Annotated in this window: 17 protein-coding genes; 10 read left to right on the top strand and 7 right to left on the bottom strand. The window is 65.7% G+C overall.

Annotation, left to right across the window (positions count from 1 at the left end; translation table 11 throughout):
* Nucleotides 1-25: 25 nt before the first annotated feature.
* Entirely contained in the window at nt 26-1,324 is a 1,299-nt protein-coding gene (locus A9W99_RS03415) for a sodium:proton exchanger (protein WP_067373314.1), read from the bottom strand.
* A 237-nt stretch (nt 1,325-1,561) separates the two neighbouring features.
* On the opposite strand from A9W99_RS03415, the gene A9W99_RS03410 reads away from it, so the two are divergent.
* Nucleotides 1,562-2,170, top strand: a complete 609-nt coding sequence (locus tag A9W99_RS03410) for a bifunctional 2-polyprenyl-6-hydroxyphenol methylase/3-demethylubiquinol 3-O-methyltransferase UbiG (protein ID WP_067373311.1) — start codon at nt 1,562-1,564, stop codon at nt 2,168-2,170.
* Here A9W99_RS03410 and A9W99_RS03405 read toward each other — a convergent pair.
* From A9W99_RS03405 to A9W99_RS03395, 3 genes are read right to left on the bottom strand one after another with little or no spacing between them, the layout of a single operon-like run.
* Complete coding sequence (locus A9W99_RS03405; protein ID WP_067373308.1) at nt 2,167-2,985, bottom strand: SDR family NAD(P)-dependent oxidoreductase; 819 nt, start codon at nt 2,983-2,985, stop codon at nt 2,167-2,169. The two genes, A9W99_RS03410 and A9W99_RS03405, sit on opposite strands and share 4 nt — an antisense overlap.
* On the bottom strand, nt 2,986-3,399 hold the full coding sequence (locus A9W99_RS03400; RefSeq protein ID WP_067373305.1) for a nuclear transport factor 2 family protein: 414 nt from the start codon (nt 3,397-3,399) through the stop codon (nt 2,986-2,988).
* On the bottom strand, nt 3,396-4,448 hold the full coding sequence (locus A9W99_RS03395) for a zinc-binding dehydrogenase (protein WP_067373302.1): 1,053 nt from the start codon (nt 4,446-4,448) through the stop codon (nt 3,396-3,398). The genes A9W99_RS03400 and A9W99_RS03395 overlap by 4 nt, the downstream gene beginning before the upstream one ends.
* Before the next feature lie 41 nt (nt 4,449-4,489).
* On the opposite strand from A9W99_RS03395, the gene A9W99_RS03390 reads away from it, so the two are divergent.
* From A9W99_RS03390 to A9W99_RS03350, 9 genes are all read left to right on the top strand, one after another.
* Nucleotides 4,490-5,410, top strand: a complete 921-nt coding sequence (locus A9W99_RS03390) for a helix-turn-helix domain-containing protein (protein ID WP_082929794.1) — start codon at nt 4,490-4,492, stop codon at nt 5,408-5,410.
* A 22-nt stretch (nt 5,411-5,432) separates the two neighbouring features.
* Nucleotides 5,433-6,839 carry an MmgE/PrpD family protein gene (locus A9W99_RS03385; protein WP_067373299.1) on the top strand — a complete coding sequence of 469 codons (1,407 nt, stop codon included), beginning with the start codon at nt 5,433-5,435 and terminating at the stop codon, nt 6,837-6,839.
* Nucleotides 6,840-6,937: 98 nt separating this feature from the next.
* Nucleotides 6,938-7,708 carry a DUF2127 domain-containing protein gene (locus tag A9W99_RS03380; protein WP_067373296.1) on the top strand — a complete coding sequence of 257 codons (771 nt, stop codon included), beginning with the start codon at nt 6,938-6,940 and terminating at the stop codon, nt 7,706-7,708.
* A 9-nt stretch (nt 7,709-7,717) separates the two neighbouring features.
* On the top strand, nt 7,718-8,566 hold the full coding sequence (locus A9W99_RS03375; protein WP_067373292.1) for an SDR family oxidoreductase: 849 nt from the start codon (nt 7,718-7,720) through the stop codon (nt 8,564-8,566).
* A 90-nt stretch (nt 8,567-8,656) separates the two neighbouring features.
* Complete coding sequence (locus A9W99_RS03370) at nt 8,657-9,172, top strand: PaaI family thioesterase (protein ID WP_067373289.1); 516 nt, start codon at nt 8,657-8,659, stop codon at nt 9,170-9,172.
* A 132-nt stretch (nt 9,173-9,304) separates the two neighbouring features.
* Nucleotides 9,305-10,135 carry an alpha/beta hydrolase gene (locus tag A9W99_RS03365; RefSeq protein WP_067373596.1) on the top strand — a complete coding sequence of 277 codons (831 nt, stop codon included), beginning with the start codon at nt 9,305-9,307 and terminating at the stop codon, nt 10,133-10,135.
* Nucleotides 10,136-10,221: 86 nt separating this feature from the next.
* Nucleotides 10,222-10,692 (top strand): helix-turn-helix domain-containing protein, encoded by a 471-nt coding sequence (locus A9W99_RS03360; RefSeq protein ID WP_067373593.1) that lies wholly within the window; start codon nt 10,222-10,224, stop codon nt 10,690-10,692.
* 351 nt (nt 10,693-11,043) lie between these two features.
* A complete protein-coding gene (locus A9W99_RS03355; protein ID WP_067373286.1) occupies nt 11,044-11,511 on the top strand; it encodes an SRPBCC family protein in 468 nt (155 codons plus the stop codon).
* Nucleotides 11,512-11,530: 19 nt separating this feature from the next.
* A complete protein-coding gene (locus tag A9W99_RS03350; RefSeq protein ID WP_067373283.1) occupies nt 11,531-12,340 on the top strand; it encodes an SDR family oxidoreductase in 810 nt (269 codons plus the stop codon).
* A gap of 12 nt (nt 12,341-12,352) precedes the next feature.
* Here the strand turns inward: A9W99_RS03350 and A9W99_RS03345 are convergent, their stop codons facing one another.
* The 3 genes from A9W99_RS03345 to A9W99_RS03335 are packed head-to-tail and all read right to left on the bottom strand — an operon-like array spanning nt 12,353 to nt 15,128.
* A complete protein-coding gene (locus A9W99_RS03345; RefSeq protein WP_067373280.1) occupies nt 12,353-13,090 on the bottom strand; it encodes a methyltransferase domain-containing protein in 738 nt (245 codons plus the stop codon).
* Between the two features lie 12 nt (nt 13,091-13,102).
* Nucleotides 13,103-14,488, bottom strand: coding sequence for an adenylate/guanylate cyclase domain-containing protein (locus A9W99_RS03340; RefSeq protein WP_067373277.1), 1,386 nt, complete (start codon nt 14,486-14,488; stop codon nt 13,103-13,105).
* Nucleotides 14,489-14,531: 43 nt separating this feature from the next.
* On the bottom strand, nt 14,532-15,128 hold the full coding sequence (locus tag A9W99_RS03335) for a TetR/AcrR family transcriptional regulator (protein ID WP_067373274.1): 597 nt from the start codon (nt 15,126-15,128) through the stop codon (nt 14,532-14,534).
* Nucleotides 15,129-15,186 lie beyond the last annotated feature (58 nt).

Raw genomic sequence — 15,186 nt, 5'->3', positions numbered from 1 at the left:
AGCCGAGCAGTCCGCGTCGCGTCGGCTATGCCGCTAGATCTGCGGCGTCTGATGTCAGGTGCGGGTGGCCGCTATGCCGAACGGCGGTCCCGACGAACGGTGCCTTGACGGTTGCGGCCAGGTGGCGCCGATTGACGACGAGGCCGGCGAGGGCCAGCGCGGTGTAGACGCCGCAGAGCAGCAGGCGGCCATGCGTCGAGGCGATGGGGAACTGGACGAGGAACAAGGCCAGCAATGCCCAGGCGCTGAATCGATGGAAGCGCAGGGCCAGGATCAGTGCCACACCCATCAGGGTCTGGGTCGCGGTCAGCAGGACTTCCTCGACCTGACGGGGGTCCAGCCCCAAGGAGAATCCGCCGCCGCCGAGCAGGTGGGCAACTGGCAGCGATCCGATGAGCAGTGTCCACTGGTTGACCTTGGACGAGATCAGCGTGGCGATGGCTGCCGTGCCTTTGCCACGGGCGGCGAAGATGGTCGCCACGATGAACTCCGGCGCTTCGGAGGCCAGCGGTGCCAGCCACTGCACCAGCAGGAACCGGTCGACGCCCAGCTCGGTCCCGGCGGCGACGAGATTGTCCGCGAACGGTTTGGCGCACAGCAGAATCAGTCCACCGGACACCGCGAAGAGGCCGAATACGGCGATGCGCCGAATCCGGTCGGGCAGTTCCGCCAGTGCGGCGGCGGTGCCGATCAGGTCGGGCTCTTCCACGTCGCCGTGGCTGACCTTGTACAGGTAGAAGCCGAACCACGCCAACAGGGCCAGCCCCAGCACCAGGTGGATTTGGCCGTCGAGGGGTATGACGAACGCCACCACACCGGCGATCAGCAGGAACCCGAGTTCCACCCGGTTGGCGGGTTCCAGCGCCAAACCGCCGTTTCCGCGGGCGCCCACCCGGCGTGCCACGACCATGCCGACCAGCACCACGACGGGCCAGCCCAGCCCCATCAGCAGCCGGTTGGAACCCGTCATGTTGGCTGTGGCGTACTGGGTGTAATCGGGATTGTGGCCGGAAGCGTAGGCGTAGTAGAGGTCGACCGCGTATTCGGGGAGAACTGCCACCAGCGCCAGCACAGCAATCGCCAGTCCACCGGACACGTCGATCTGGGCCGCTTCGGCGGCCCAGGCGAGCAGGAAGCTGGCTGCCACCACCGCGGCACCGAAGATCAGTAGCGCAGCGACCGGATTCGGATGCAGGCCGAGGATGCGGACGACCACCGCCGGGCTGATGAATGCACCGGTGAACAGCGCCGAGCGGGCCAGGACGCGCCACCGCGGGCGGGGCTTCGTCGTCGTCGCGACGACGGCCCGATCTGTGGTGACCAATTCTGATCCTTCGACTCGACGACGGGCTATTGCTGGTGGCCGTTTCGACACACGGCCCTGACGCACAGCTATCAAACGTACCCGCACGTCCGTCGTCCCAGCAACGTTGCGGGTTTGGGAAGTGAGGGCGGGCATGGCCCTCTCTTTGCTGGTCAGACCACACAAGTTTTAGAGTTAGACCGTCCTAAACCATAATTTTGGCAAACCTTCCCCTTCGATTCCGATATCTTCGGCGGGGTGGAACACCCGACGTCGGCCAACCCGTGGAACATCAACATCCACTACGACGCGTTGCTGGAATCAAAGGTTCCGTCCGGTGCCCGGCGCGTGCTCGACGTCGGATGCGGCGACGGGTTCCTGGCTGCTCGCCTGGCGCGGCGCATTCCGGATGTGGTGGCGCTGGATATCGACGCGCCCGTCCTCCAACGCGCTCAGGCCCGATTCGACACCGCGCCGGTTCGCTGGACGCACGGAGACGTCATGACGGCCACCTTGCCGAGCCACGGTTTTGACGCGGTGGTGTCGAATGCCGCGCTGCACCACATCTCCGACAGCCGAGCCGCGCTGCAACGCCTCGCCGCGCTGGTGCGCCCGGGCGGGACCCTGGCGATTGTCACGTTCGTCAGACCGTCGTTCCGAAACGCCGTGTGGCATCTCTCAACGTGGGTGGCGGGTGCCATTGCAAATCGCGTCAAGGGCAAATGGGAGCACTCCGCGCCGATCAAATGGCCGCCGCCGGAAACCCTGCGACAGCTGCGTGCGCATGTTCGCACGACACTGCCGGGCGCCCGCGTCCGTCGGCTCTGGTACGGCCGCGTGCTGATCACCTGGCGTGCGCCCGATTAACCCGGAGGTCCCATCGCCGCGGCGGCTGCCTGTGCGAACAGTTCGACGGTCTGCCTGCGGGTCAGTGAACTCGTCAATCGCTCTGCGGCGCGCATCATTTCGCCCGCGAACCAGGTGGGCCCGTTGCCCAGATTCTCGAACGCCTCGGCGATGACCTCGTCCACCGCGACCGCGCCCGGTGGCACCTCGTCGAGCGAACCTATCTGGCCCCGGCTGTATTCGAGCGTCCGTAGCGCGGGCGTATCCGTCTTACCCAAAATCAGACCCAGGACGTCAACCCCCTTGTCGTGCAGCTCGGCCCACAGCGCTTCGGCGAAGACCATGTCGAATGCCTTGGACGCGCCGTAAGCGACCATGTTGGCTCCGCCGGCCAATCCAGCGCCGGACCCGAAGATGACGATTCCGCCGCTACCCCGCTCGACCATCGCCGGCGCGAAGTGGTGGCACAACTGCATCGGAACCATGCAGTTACGCTGCACCATCTGCTCGGCGGCTTCGATCGAATTGGTCAGAAAGGGCTGGTAATTCGGGTCGGCCCCGGCGCAGTACACCAGGAACCCGATCTCCAGGTCACGGGTCGCTTGGGCGATCTTGGCCGCCGCACCCGGCCGGGCGAGGTCGACCGCCAGAGTGCGGGTTTGTGCTGAAGATGTCGAATTGATCTCCGCTGCAACCTGATTCAGTACCGCCTGTCGGCGCGCGAGCAAGACGACGTTGACGCCTCGCTCGGCGAGACCCTTCGCGAACGCGGCACCAAGGCCGTCGGAGGCTCCGGCGACGAGCGCCCAGGGCCCGTACTTCGTTGCGAATGCCATCTAGGTGCTCCCCACCGTGGTCAGCCGCACTTGCGTGTACTTGCGTCGCGCGATGCGCCAGCCCTCATCGGTGCGGACGATCTCGTCGTCGTAGAAACCGATCGCGTTGACGCCAGAACTGTTGTCCGCGGCCATGATCAGACCGTCGATGTAGGTACGCGCCTGCGCCCTGTCGCCGTCGAGGGTGACGGCGATATTGCTCAGCCGGTGCATGGTGTGGCCCGCCATGGCGTGGACCTGCTCCATGAAGTCGGCGACCGCGTCGACGCCGTTCCATGCGCCGATCTCGCCATAGTCGAGTCGGCAGTCTTCGGTGAACACGGTGCGAAACAGCGGCCAGTCGCGGCGGTCGATCCCGCTGGCGTAGCGCACCAGCAGATCGGAAATGTCTTGCCGGTCTTCGCGTTCGGTCATGCGATGTCTCCATTGGGATGGACCACGATCCGCGGCGGTCCGTCGGACCTGCGGGCCAGGTCAAGGGCATCCGGCACTTCGTCGAGCGTGATGACCTTGCCGACGCTCGGGAGCGGGTCGAGGCGTCCCGAAGCGATGGCGTCGAGGGTTCCGTACCAATCCTGTGGGTGTGGGCCGCCGCCGAATTGAATGGTGACGCCGTGGCGAGTCGCGGTGGTGATGTCCAGGGTGTCGCCGGTGTACCAACCGCCCGCGCAGTAGATCCGGGTTCCCATCTCGGCGGATTCGACGATGTTCTGGATCAGGCCGGCCGCTCCCACGCACTCGAAAACGACTGCCGGGCCGGGCAACCCGCGTTCAGCCCGGACCCGGTTGAACGCGTCGAACGGCGGGGTCTCGGCTGGGTCGACGACGATATGCGCGCCGAAGCGGTCGCGGGCGAGCTCGCGACGGTCGGCCTTATAGTCCGCCACGATGATGGGTTCGATGCCACGCACTGCCAACGCGGCGACGGCCGAAAGGCCGATGGCCCCGGCTCCTATGACGATCGCGATTTCACCGGATTGGATGTTCGCCGAGCGGACGTAGAACTCGCCGACGGCGAACGCGTCCGTCAACGCGACGGCATCGCAGGAAACGTCGCCCGCAACGGGTTTGGCCGCCGCCTCCGAAACCACCAGCAGCTCAGCGAAACTTCCCTGCGCCTCAGGATGCTGGCCGATGATCCGCAGGCCGCCGGCGCCGCCGTCGACCAGGCGTACCGGCATGGATGCAACGCGAGAGCCGACCGCGAATTGATCGGTGCATTCGGGCCCGTGGCCGAGTACCTCGCCGACGAACTCGTGACCGAGCACGATGTCTCGATCCGGGTCATACAGCGAGCGGCCGGTCGGGTCGTTGATACCGAGATCCGGGTGGTCCATGAAATGCACATCGGAGGCACAGATCGCGGTGCTCAGAGTGCGCAACAGCAGTTCACCACGGCCGGGCTCGGGGTCCGGAGTCTCGCGGACCTCTAGCCGTCCATCTCGCAACACAACGGCACGCAACGAATCTACCCGATTCTCGAATAATCGATATAAGCTCTCGAATGTTCGGAAATCACTGTAAGAACCCCGGTGGGAAGGAGTCAAGCATTCGCGGATCTCCGTCGGCCCCGACCGGCCGGGTTCTTGACGTCGTCGAGCTGCTGGCACGCTCGGGAAATAGGCAACTGCGCTTCTCTGACATCGCGCGCGAACTAAACCTCACTCAAGCGACCGCACACGCGATCCTGAAGACGCTGTGTGACCGCGGTTGGGCCAGCCGCGACCCGCTGGCGAAGACCTTTGCCCTGGGCCCCGCCCTGGCCGTGGTGGCCGCCCGAACGGACATCGCTCGGCCGCTGACGCACGCGGCACGTGCTGCGGCGCTGCGGCTTTCCGGTGATTTCGGCTATGCCGGCTCGGTGGTGGAACGATTCGGCGATTCCCTGGTGGTCACGGCCTTCGAGGGTGAGCCGGTCACCGAGCCGTCCGGGATCCCCGGTGACCGGATTCCGTATTCGCCCCCGTTCGGTGTCGCTTTCGCCGCTTGGGATACCGAGGAAGGACAGTGCGAGTGGATCCGGCGGGGTGCCGGAAACAACGCCGATCGCGCTCAGCGGCTGCGAGACGTGTTGGCTCGGACCCGTGAGCGGGGATTCGACATCGACTGGACCACGCCCGCGCTGGCGCAGGCTGCCCAGCTGGTCGGCACCCTGGACAGCCACGAGGTACCGGCGCCGGTGCGTCATATCATGGACCAGCTACTCGCCGAGTTCACCACCATCGGTTTTCTCTCCGATGACAATCCGGGCCGTCGCAAGCAGCCCGTCGTGACGATATCCGCGCCGGTATTCGACCATCGGCAACGAGTTGCGCTGATCGTGGCCGTGCATCCGCTCTGCACTCTGAGTGCAAAGCAGATACGGGCCATCGGCGGGCGGCTCACCGAGGAAACCGCCGCGATCACGGCAGACACGCCGTCATGATTGGCTGGAAGGATGAAAAGCCTTGCTAGGCAACTACGTTGTAGACGATCTTGCCGGCTTTGCCGTCGGGGCTCGACAGGCGGATCTGGATGTGCGCTCCCGGAAGATGTTGAAGCGCAACGTGCTCGACAGCATTGCCTGTGCCGTGGGCTCGCTGGACGGCGAACTCATCCCACAGATCCGCGAGCATGCCGAAGAGTTCAGTAGTCGCCCGACGGCCACGCTCGTCAGCGGCCCACGGGTATCGGTCGATCAAGCAGCGTTCTTCAATGCGGTACTGGTGCGCTACCCGGACCTGCTGGACACTTATCTGACGCCCGGGGGGCTGTGTCACCCAGCCGACAACTTCGGTGCGGTACTGGCTGTGGCCGAGCACGTCGACGCCGGCGGCGCCGATTTCCTGTTGGCCCTTGCAGTCGCCTACGAAGTCCAATGCCGGTTCAGTGCCCAGGTTCCCGTCATGGCCCGAGGCCTCAATCACGCACTGCAACTGGCGATGTCGGTGGCCGCCGGGTCGGCCAAGCTGCTCGGCCTCGATGCAGGGCACACCGCCGACGCGATCGCGGCCTCGACGGCCGACAACGTGTCCCTCGCGGCCGTGCATGCTGAACCGGTCTCCAATTGGAAAGGCATCTCGCCGGCCATCACCGGGATGCGCGCTGTGTACGCGACGATGCTGGCCGGTCGTGGTGTCACCGGGCCCAGATCGCTGTTCGAAGGCCCGCAGGGGTTGGTGCAGCTCTTCAATGTCCCCATTGATTTCCATACTTCGGACCGGAGACTGACCGCGGTCGAGCAGACCTACCTGAAGCAATACTGCTCACTTATCCACGGGCAGGCCGTGATTGACGCGGTGCTGGCGATCCGCGACGAGAACGGACTCAGCGGCGACGATGTCGACCGGGTGCGGGTGGAGGTATTTCAGGGTGCATATGACATTGCCGGTGGTGGAGTCTATGGCAACAAGAATCATCCATGGACCAAAGAGCAGGCCGACTACAACCTCAAGTATCTGAGTGCGGTCGCGCTGCTGGACGGCGCCGTCGGTCCCGAACAGCTCGAGACCGAACGTGTCCGCCGCGAAGATGTCCAGGGCCTGCTGGCGCGGATGGAGGTCGAGCCCGCGGGCGACTTGACCGCGGACTATCCGCAACGCACCACCGCCCGGGTGCACGTGGTTACCCGCGACGGACGCGAATTCAGCCGCGAGGGATCCGATTACGAGGGTTCGCCTACCAGGCCGCTGTCCTGGGAGCGGGTGGTGGAGAAGTTCCACTGGCTCGCCGAGCCGTTCTCCGACGAGGGTCTGCGTACCGACATCATCGCCGCGGTCGACCAGCTCGACGACATTCCCATCGCGGAACTCACCGGGCTCCTCGGCGCGGTGAGCCGTCACCCGCAACGACCACGCAGCAGGCATAGGTTCTAGCCGGTTCGAGCGTCCGGCAGCGGCCGAGTGCGCGTCCTCTTGCGCGCTTCGCCGCCGGCATTGAATGATCGGCACATCCTGCCAGCAGAGGAGTCCACGTGGCGAAGAAGGAAAATCGGATCGGCAACCGCTGGGAGCTGATCACCTGCGCGCTCTCCGGACATGTCACTTACGCGCCCGACGAAGAAGCGCTCGCCCAACGGCTCACCGGTACCACCGGACTGGGCGAAGTATGGCGCTGTCTGCGTTGCGGCGACTTCGCGCTCGGTGAGCCGCATGGCCACGGTCACGCCAACGAAGCGCCGTTGATCATGCGCGGCAAGGCTTTACGCCAGGCGATCATCGTTCGCGCACTGGGGATCGAGCGCTTCTTCCGCGCGATCGTGTTGGCACTCGCCGCATGGGCGGTGTGGAAGTTCCGCGGCGCGCGCGGTGCGATTCAAGAGACCCTGGACCGCGACCTACCCATCTTTCGGGCCGCCGGATTCAAGGTCGATCAGATGTCGGCCATACACGAGCTGGAAAAGGCGCTGGCCGCAAAGCCATCCACGCTGGCCCTGATAACTCTGATGCTGGCGGCTTATGCCGTCCTGCAGGTCGTCGAGGGCACCGGCCTGTGGCTGCTCAAGCGCTGGGGTGAGTACTTCGCCGTCGTCGCCACCTCGATCTTTTTGCCGCTGGAGATCTACGACCTGACCAAGGGCATCACCATGACACGCGTGGTGACCTTCACGATCAACGTGGCCGCGGTGGTCTACCTGCTGATTTCCAAACGGCTGTTCGGTTTGCGAGGCGGGCGCAAAGCCTACGACGAGGAACGCCGCGGTGAGCAACTGCTCGACGTCGAGCGCGCGGCCATGCGGGCCTGACACCAGAAGATGGGCACCTACGCGATAACCGGATCCGCTTCCGGTATGGGCCGCGAGACCGCACAACGGCTTCGCGACGACGGCCACTCGGTAATCGGCGTCGATCTCAGGGAGGCCGACGTCGTCGCCGACCTGTCGTCGCCACACGGGCGTCGCGAGGCTGCCGAGGGTGTCCTGCAGGCCTCGTCCGGCAAGCTCGATGGAGCGGTGCTGGCTGCCGGTCTGGGTCCGAGCCCCGGGCGGGATCGTCCGCGCCAGATCGCCCAGGTCAATTTTTTCGGGGTCGTCGAACTGCTCGACGCGTGGCGACCGGCACTGGTCGCCGCCCAGAACGCCAAGGTCGTGGTGGTGGCAAGTAACTCGTCGACGACGGTGCCCGCGGTGCCCAGACGAGCCGTGCGAGCGCTGCTGGCGCAGGACGCCGCCAAAGCGGTGCGTTCGGTCAAGTTGTTCGGCACAGCCGCACCCGTGATGATGTATGCGGCGTCCAAAATCGCTGTCAGCCACTGGGTTCGGCGGCATGCAGTGCTGCCGGAATGGGCGGGATCGGGTGTGCGGCTGAATGCGCTTGCGCCCGGCGCCATCATGACGCCGTTGCTGCAGGAGCAGCTGTCGAATCCACGGGAGGCCAAAGCTGTCAGATCGTTCCCGATTCCGATCGGTGGATTCGGCGATGTCGCACACATGGCAGATTGGATGTGCTTCATGCTGTCCGGTGCCGCAGACTTCCTTTGCGGCAGTGTAGTTTTCGTTGACGGCGGCACCGATGCATATTTCCGCGCCGATGACTGGCCAAAGGCCGTGCCGACGTATCGAATGCTCGGATACCTGCGGAGGTACGCTCGGCGCCGGCTGTGAGCCTGCCAACAGCTAACTTGACTCGAGTTTAGTCAGATGTGACGATGGGTGGATCGATGCGTGCGGCCAGACCAGAAAGTGTGATCTTCGATGAGTGAAACAGTCTGCGAGACAACGAACTTCGGACGCACTCGGACGATCGAATGGTCCGACCCGCAGATATCGGCCGAGGCTGCGGCGGCCCTGCCGGGAATTGAGTTCTTGCAGCGGATGATCGACGGCGCGATCCCGCAACCACCGATCATGAGGACACTGGACGCCAGGCTGGAGTCGGTCGCAGAGGGTCAGGCGGTGTTCACCATGACGCCGTCGGAATCGCATTACAACCCGATCGGGTCCGTGCACGGCGGCGTGTACTGCACGTTGTTGGATTCGGCTGCGGCATGTGCGGTCCACACCCTGTTGCCCGCCGGCGTCGGCTACACCAGCCTCGATCTGTCCGTTCGGTTCATCGGGCGGATCAGCGTCGACACCGGACCGGTCAGATGCACCGGGACGGTCACCCACATGGGCCGGCGCACCGCGCTCGCCGAGGCGGTATTGACCAGTCGCAACGGCAAGCTGCTGGCAACCGCGACGAGCAGCTGCCTCATCCTCAGTGCCTGATGGACGGTCGCCGAATCGACGCCGGCGCGGGAACGTCCGGGACCTCTGATGTCGATTCTGTCGAAACAAGTTGTCGCCGACACGCTGTCGCGTGCGTTCACCGCTGCGGTCAACCCGAGCCCGAAGGCTGCGGTGCAGTTTCCGGAAATCGAGGCTGCCACCTCAGAAGTCAGCATCCCGACCAGACACGGCGACGCGTCGGCCACCATCTACCGACCGCCGGCGACCACGCCGAAACCGCCCGTCTACGTCAACGTCCACGGCGGTGGATTCGTCGTCGGCCATCCCGAGCAAGACGATCCGTGGTGCCGATATCTGGCCGTCAACGCGGGAGTGGTCGTGATCAACGCCAGCTACGTCCTGGCCCCAGATCATCGCTTTCCCGCTGCGCCGCAACAGATTTACGACATCGTATGTTGGGCGGCGAGTCCTGACCGTGACTGGGACGGCGCGCGACTGTGTGTCGGCGGCCAAAGCGCAGGGGGCAACCTCAGCGCCGCCGCAGCCCGGCTCGCGCACGAAAGCCGCGAGCCCCAGATCTCGCTGCAAGTACTGCACTACGCACCGCTGGACCTGGTGACACCCACCCGTGACAAGCCCTCCCCGGCAGGTCGTCGCGCAGTCATGAAGCCGTGGATGGGCGAGATCTTCGACACCGCCTACATTCCCGATCCGGCGCAGCGACGCGACCGCCTGGCGTCTCCAGCCTGGGGTGACAACGCCGATGGACTGACCGGCATCGCGCCGGCCCTCGTCGTGACGGCGGAGCATGACCGCCTTCGCGACGAAGCCCGCAGATACGCGGACAAGCTCGCCGCCGCCGGCGCATTGGCCGAATACTACGAAGTGGCCGGCGTCGACCACGGTTACAACATCATGAGCGAGGCCATCGACGCCACGCGGCGAACCTACGCCCGCATTGCCGAACACGTCACGCGGGCAACCAACAACCGGAACGTTTGATTGACAGCGTGGCGTGCGAGGCTGGCTAGCCTCAAGTCAAGTCAGCGCGTAGTGTCACAACGATGAACACGGATGGTTCCGGAGTGATGAAGCTGGCGGGTCCGCTTGCTGATCGCGACAGTTGGACGGTCGCCGACCTCTGTCCGATGGAGCATGCGCTCGAGTTGATCGGTACCCATTCGGCGATGGTGTTGCTCCGCGAGGTGCTCTGGGGCGGGCGGCGTTTCGACGATCTGGCGCGCCGTGCGGGCGTCACCGAACAGATCGCAGCGAAGCGTCTGCGCCAGCTTGTCGACGCCGGGCTGCTGGCCAAGCAGCCGTATCGGCAGCCCGGGCAGCGGACGCGCCACGAGTATGTGCTCACCGAACGCGGCCGGGACCTGTTTCCGGTACTTCTGAGCCTGATTGAGTTCGGCAGGCTGTTGCAGGGCGAGACCAAAGCACTGGAATTCATTCACGAAGGATGCGGCGCCGCACTTGTTCCCCAGATTCATTGCGGTGCAGGACACGACGTGTCGCTTTCGGAGACGACGGCACGCATCGCCTGCCCGCCCTAATGCGAATGTGACGAGGTGCTCGTAACGGCTCATGCTGTGCGGGACACCACAGTACCGCTTTGCGTGGTGTTTACCGGGGCGCGGCATGATGGTAAATCATCCGCGATGAAATTCGTTGCAGCGGGGAACTTTCGAAAGGACCACGCGCATGCCGATTATCCAGACCTGGACCGACCAGAGCCCTGACAACTTGGTTGTGGCCGCGCCCCTCCGGGCGCGAGCGTGTGACGCCTTCTACGCCTTGCTGAGGCGCAGGCCTCGCCACCTCGGCAACGGCCCACAGCTGATGCAACGAGGCGCTGAGCGCTGCTGACGACGCGGACGTCAAGCTCGACGTGCTTGGATTGCGTCATGGAACCCGAAGAACGAATTGTGAGCGTAACCCGCATCATCGCGGCGAACGCGCAGCGGATTTTCGACCTCATCGCCGACCCGTCCCTGCAGCCAAGTTGGGACGGCAACAACAACCTTGCCTCGGCAGCGCAAGGCCAGCGTGTCCGGCAGGCCGGCGACGTGTTCAAGATGACGTTGACCCAAGGTGGTGTGCGGGAGAACCACGTCGTCGAATTCATCGAGGGAAGCCAAATCGCTTGGCGGCCAGCAGAACCCGGTAAGACACCGCCCGGCCACCTGTGGCGCTGGCTGCTCGAGCCGGTGAGCACCGACCTCACCCGCGTGACCCACACCTACGACTGGACACAGCTGACCGATCCCGTCCGCCTGACCCGTGCCCGTGCGACCACACGCGACATGCTGCGCGCCTCCCTGGACCGGCTGGCCGTGCTTGCCCAGGCGTCCGACTCGGGCGCCAATGCCTGAGGCCCGGTAGGGTCCCGGTATGGCTCTCCCACCACCAGAGAAAGACCGCGCGGCCATCGTCACCGGCGCCTCGTCCGGCATTGGCGAGGAATTTGCGCGGATACTCGCCCAGCGCGGCTATCAGGTCGTGCTGGTAGCCCGCAGCGCCGATCGGCTCGAAGAACTCGCCGGACGGCTGGGCACGCACGCCCACCCGTTACCCGCCGACCTGTCGAACCGAGAGGACCGAGCGGCTTTGCCGGACCGGGTGACGGCGCTGGGTCTGGTCCCCGACATCCTGGTCAACAACGCGGGGCTCTCGACCACCGGGCCCGTCGCGAAATCGGTTCCGGAAAAAGAACTCAACCTGGTCGAGGTCGATGTCGCCGCGGTAGTCGACCTGTGCAGCAGGTTCCTGCCGGGAATGGTCGACCGGCATCGAGGTGCGGTGCTCAACGTGGCGTCGACAGCCGCGTTCCAACCCCTGCCGGGCCAGGCGGCCTACGGCGCCGCCAAGGCGTTCGTGTTGTCCTACACCCACAGCCTGCGCGGAGAATTGCGTGGCACCGGGGTCAACGCGACCGCGCTGTGTCCGGGGCCGGTGGACACCGGATTCGGCGAAGCGGCCGGCTTTTCCAAGGAGGAAGCCGACTCGGCACTGCCGAAGGTGATGTGGATTCCGGCCGACCAGGTCGCGCAGGCCGGTATCGACGGTCTCGCGGCCGGCAAAGCCGTCGTCATCCCGGGGCGGGTCAACCGCGTGGCTGCGTCGCTTTCCCGGGTCACGCCGCCGGAGTTGCTGCTGCCCTTCCTGGCGCGCAGCCACCCCGCACTCAAACGGGACCAGTAGCGGCGGTAGGGCTCATCCTTTTTTGCCGCGCACCCACTGAAATACTCCGAGGGTCTTGACTCGCACGCTGACGAATTCGTGGTCTTCCAGCGTGTCGGCGATTTCGTCGTCGTCGAACGCGTGCGCGCCGGTGTTCGGCAACATGCGCCAGAACCGGGCGGCACGCCCCGCGGTGGGGACCATCACCGCCAGCCGTCCACCTGGCCGCAGCACCCGCGCCATCTCGGCGAGCGCCGCCGCCGGATCGGGAATCAGCTGCAGCATGGCGATCGAGACTACTGCATCGAAAACACTGTCGCGCAACGGAAGTCGTTGTGCGTCGGCGCGCAGGAAGCCGACTTGCGGGCCGGCTTCGGCGCGCACCGCGCGGGTAAGCATCGGCTCGGAGATGTCCACACCCAGTGCCAGGCCGTCCGGCCCGGCGGCGCGGGCCAACGACGCGGTCACGTTACCCGGGCCGGAGCCGACGTCCAGCGCGACGCCGCCCGACGGGATGCTGAGCCACTCGACGGGGTGCTGCCACGCGCTGAGCACGCGGCGACTCAGGGCTTGTGCGTTGTCGTAGAGCATCGACCCGACCGGTGACGCCCAGGCGGCCTGGATCGCGCCGGTGTTCTTCGGCACGGTGTCGGATGCGGTGCCCAGCAGATCGAGATACCCCTTGCTGACGTCCGGATGCGCGGGCGGATCGATGAGCAGATCCAGGGCCCGGCGCAACGCCGGCGGCATCGAGAGATTCACGTCGGTCATAGGGCTCCTTCGCTAGCGCGCGACGACCGCGTGCTCGCGCTCCAGGGCATACATCCGCCACAACCCGGGCACGCCTTTGAGGACGCTTTCGCCGCGGTCGGCGAACCTGTGCCGCGATCCGGTGACGATGTCTCGCACCGTCGACGACACCCGTACCTCGCTGGCCCCGGCCAGGGCGGCCACGCGCGCACCGATATGCACGGCCATGCCGGCCACGTCGTCTTTCAACCCGCCGCGCACCTCTACCTCACCCGCGTGAATCCCGACCCGCACCTCGATGCCGAGCACCCTGATCGCGTCGACGATCTCGTCGGCGCAGGCGAGCGCGGCACTGGGGCTGCTGAATGTTGCGACGAATCCGTCGCCAGCGGTGTTGACTTCGCGGCCGCCGAAGCGCTGCAGTTCATGGCGCACGATGGTGTCGTGGTTGTCCAGCAGGTCACGCCACCGATCATCACCGAGCAGGGCGGCGCGCTCGGTGGACCCGACGATGTCGGTGAACATGATTGTGGTGAGCAGACGCTCGGTATCCGAACCACCCCGCATCCCGGTGATGAACTCTTCGATCTCGTCGAGCAGCGGCCCGGTGTTGCCGACCCAGTACAGGTTGTCTTCGCCGGGTAGTTCCACGAGGCGGGACTCGGCGATGTGCTCGGCCAGGTACCGACCATGTGAGACTGGCGTGAACGTCGAGTCGGCGCGGTGCAGGATCAGGGTCGGCGCGGCAACCCGCGCCAACTTGTCCCGCACGTCGCCGGCCCGGATGGTTCTGATCATCGCCAGCGCCATGCTCGGGGAGGCGGCGCGATTACCGGCCATGTCCCACCAGGAGCGGAAAGCCTCATCATGGACGACGCTGGGTGCGATCATGCCGAGCATGTCGAAACCCTGCTGGACGGCATCGGGGTCGACCAGGAGGTCCGTGTAGGGATCGAGCGAGTCGACAGTGGCGCCGATGGGGTAGTCGGACGCGTAGAGCGACCGGGCCGAGCCGTTGATGATCACCAGGCTGCTGACCCGTTCGGGGTAGTCGGCGGCCAGCACGAGTCCGGTCATCGCGGTGAAGCCGGGCGCCACGATGGTCGCCCGCTCGCATCCGACGGCGTTCATCACGCCGACGACGTCCTTCGCCCAGAACTCGGGCCCGATCATGTCGGGCGAGGAGACCCGCGACGACAGGCCGATCCCGCGCTGGTCCAGCCGGATCACCCGGGCGAAGGATGCCAATCGCCGGTGGAAGCGGTACATCGAGGGCTCGGCATCGATGCAGTCGATCGGGATGGACGGCCCCGGCAGCACTACGAGGTCGATCGGGCCGTCGCCGAACACCTGATAGGCGATGTCGGTCTCGCCGCAACTGGCGTAGCGGGTTCGCGGAGCCCCAGCAAACCGGGTCACGGCATCCAGGCTAGTTCAGCGCACCGACAGGTCGCAGCGGCAGCTAGCGGCCGGTCCGGCCGAGGATCGGCACCAGATAGCGGGCTGCGTATTCACGAACGGCCGCGGGATCCGAGGTGTCGAGCCGGTCGGTGGGGAACACGATGATGCCGAGGGCTACGCGCAGCAGTATGTCGGCGATGTTGGCGAGGTCGGCCTCGGGGATGTCGGCACCGCATCGCCGCAGGGTATGGGCGATTCCGTCGGCGAACTGGGAGATCGGGAAGGCGCGGGAATGGGAGAACATGCCGAGCAGCTCCGGTTCGCTGTCGGCGATCCGCGAGTACAGCGGCGAGTCGTGGACCAGGCGCACGCCGAGCGCGAAGGCCTCGACTACGGCCTGTTGCGGATCACAGCCGGCGGTGGCCTGGTCCAGCGTGGTGAAGAAGAGCTGCGCTTCGCGTAGTACGACGTGCTCGAACAGGTCGTCTTTGGTGGGGAAGCGCCGGTAGATGGTGCTGCGGCTGACACCTGCGCGAGCGGCGACGTCTTCGATGTTGGCGCGCCGCACGCCGTAGGTCTCGAACACCGTTCGAGCCGTGTCCAGGATGGCGCGATCGAGTTCGGTGAGCGCCTCGGGTGCTGCTCGCTTGGTCTTGATGGCTCACCTGCTTTGCGGACGCTTGAACCGGTTGCTAGGTTGGAACAAAGATAACATT

The sequence above is a fragment of the Mycobacterium sp. 1164966.3 genome, from assembly GCF_001665395.1.
Taxonomy (GTDB): Bacteria; Actinomycetota; Actinomycetes; order Mycobacteriales; family Mycobacteriaceae; genus Mycobacterium.
This window is presented reverse-complemented; position numbering and strand designations above follow the sequence as displayed.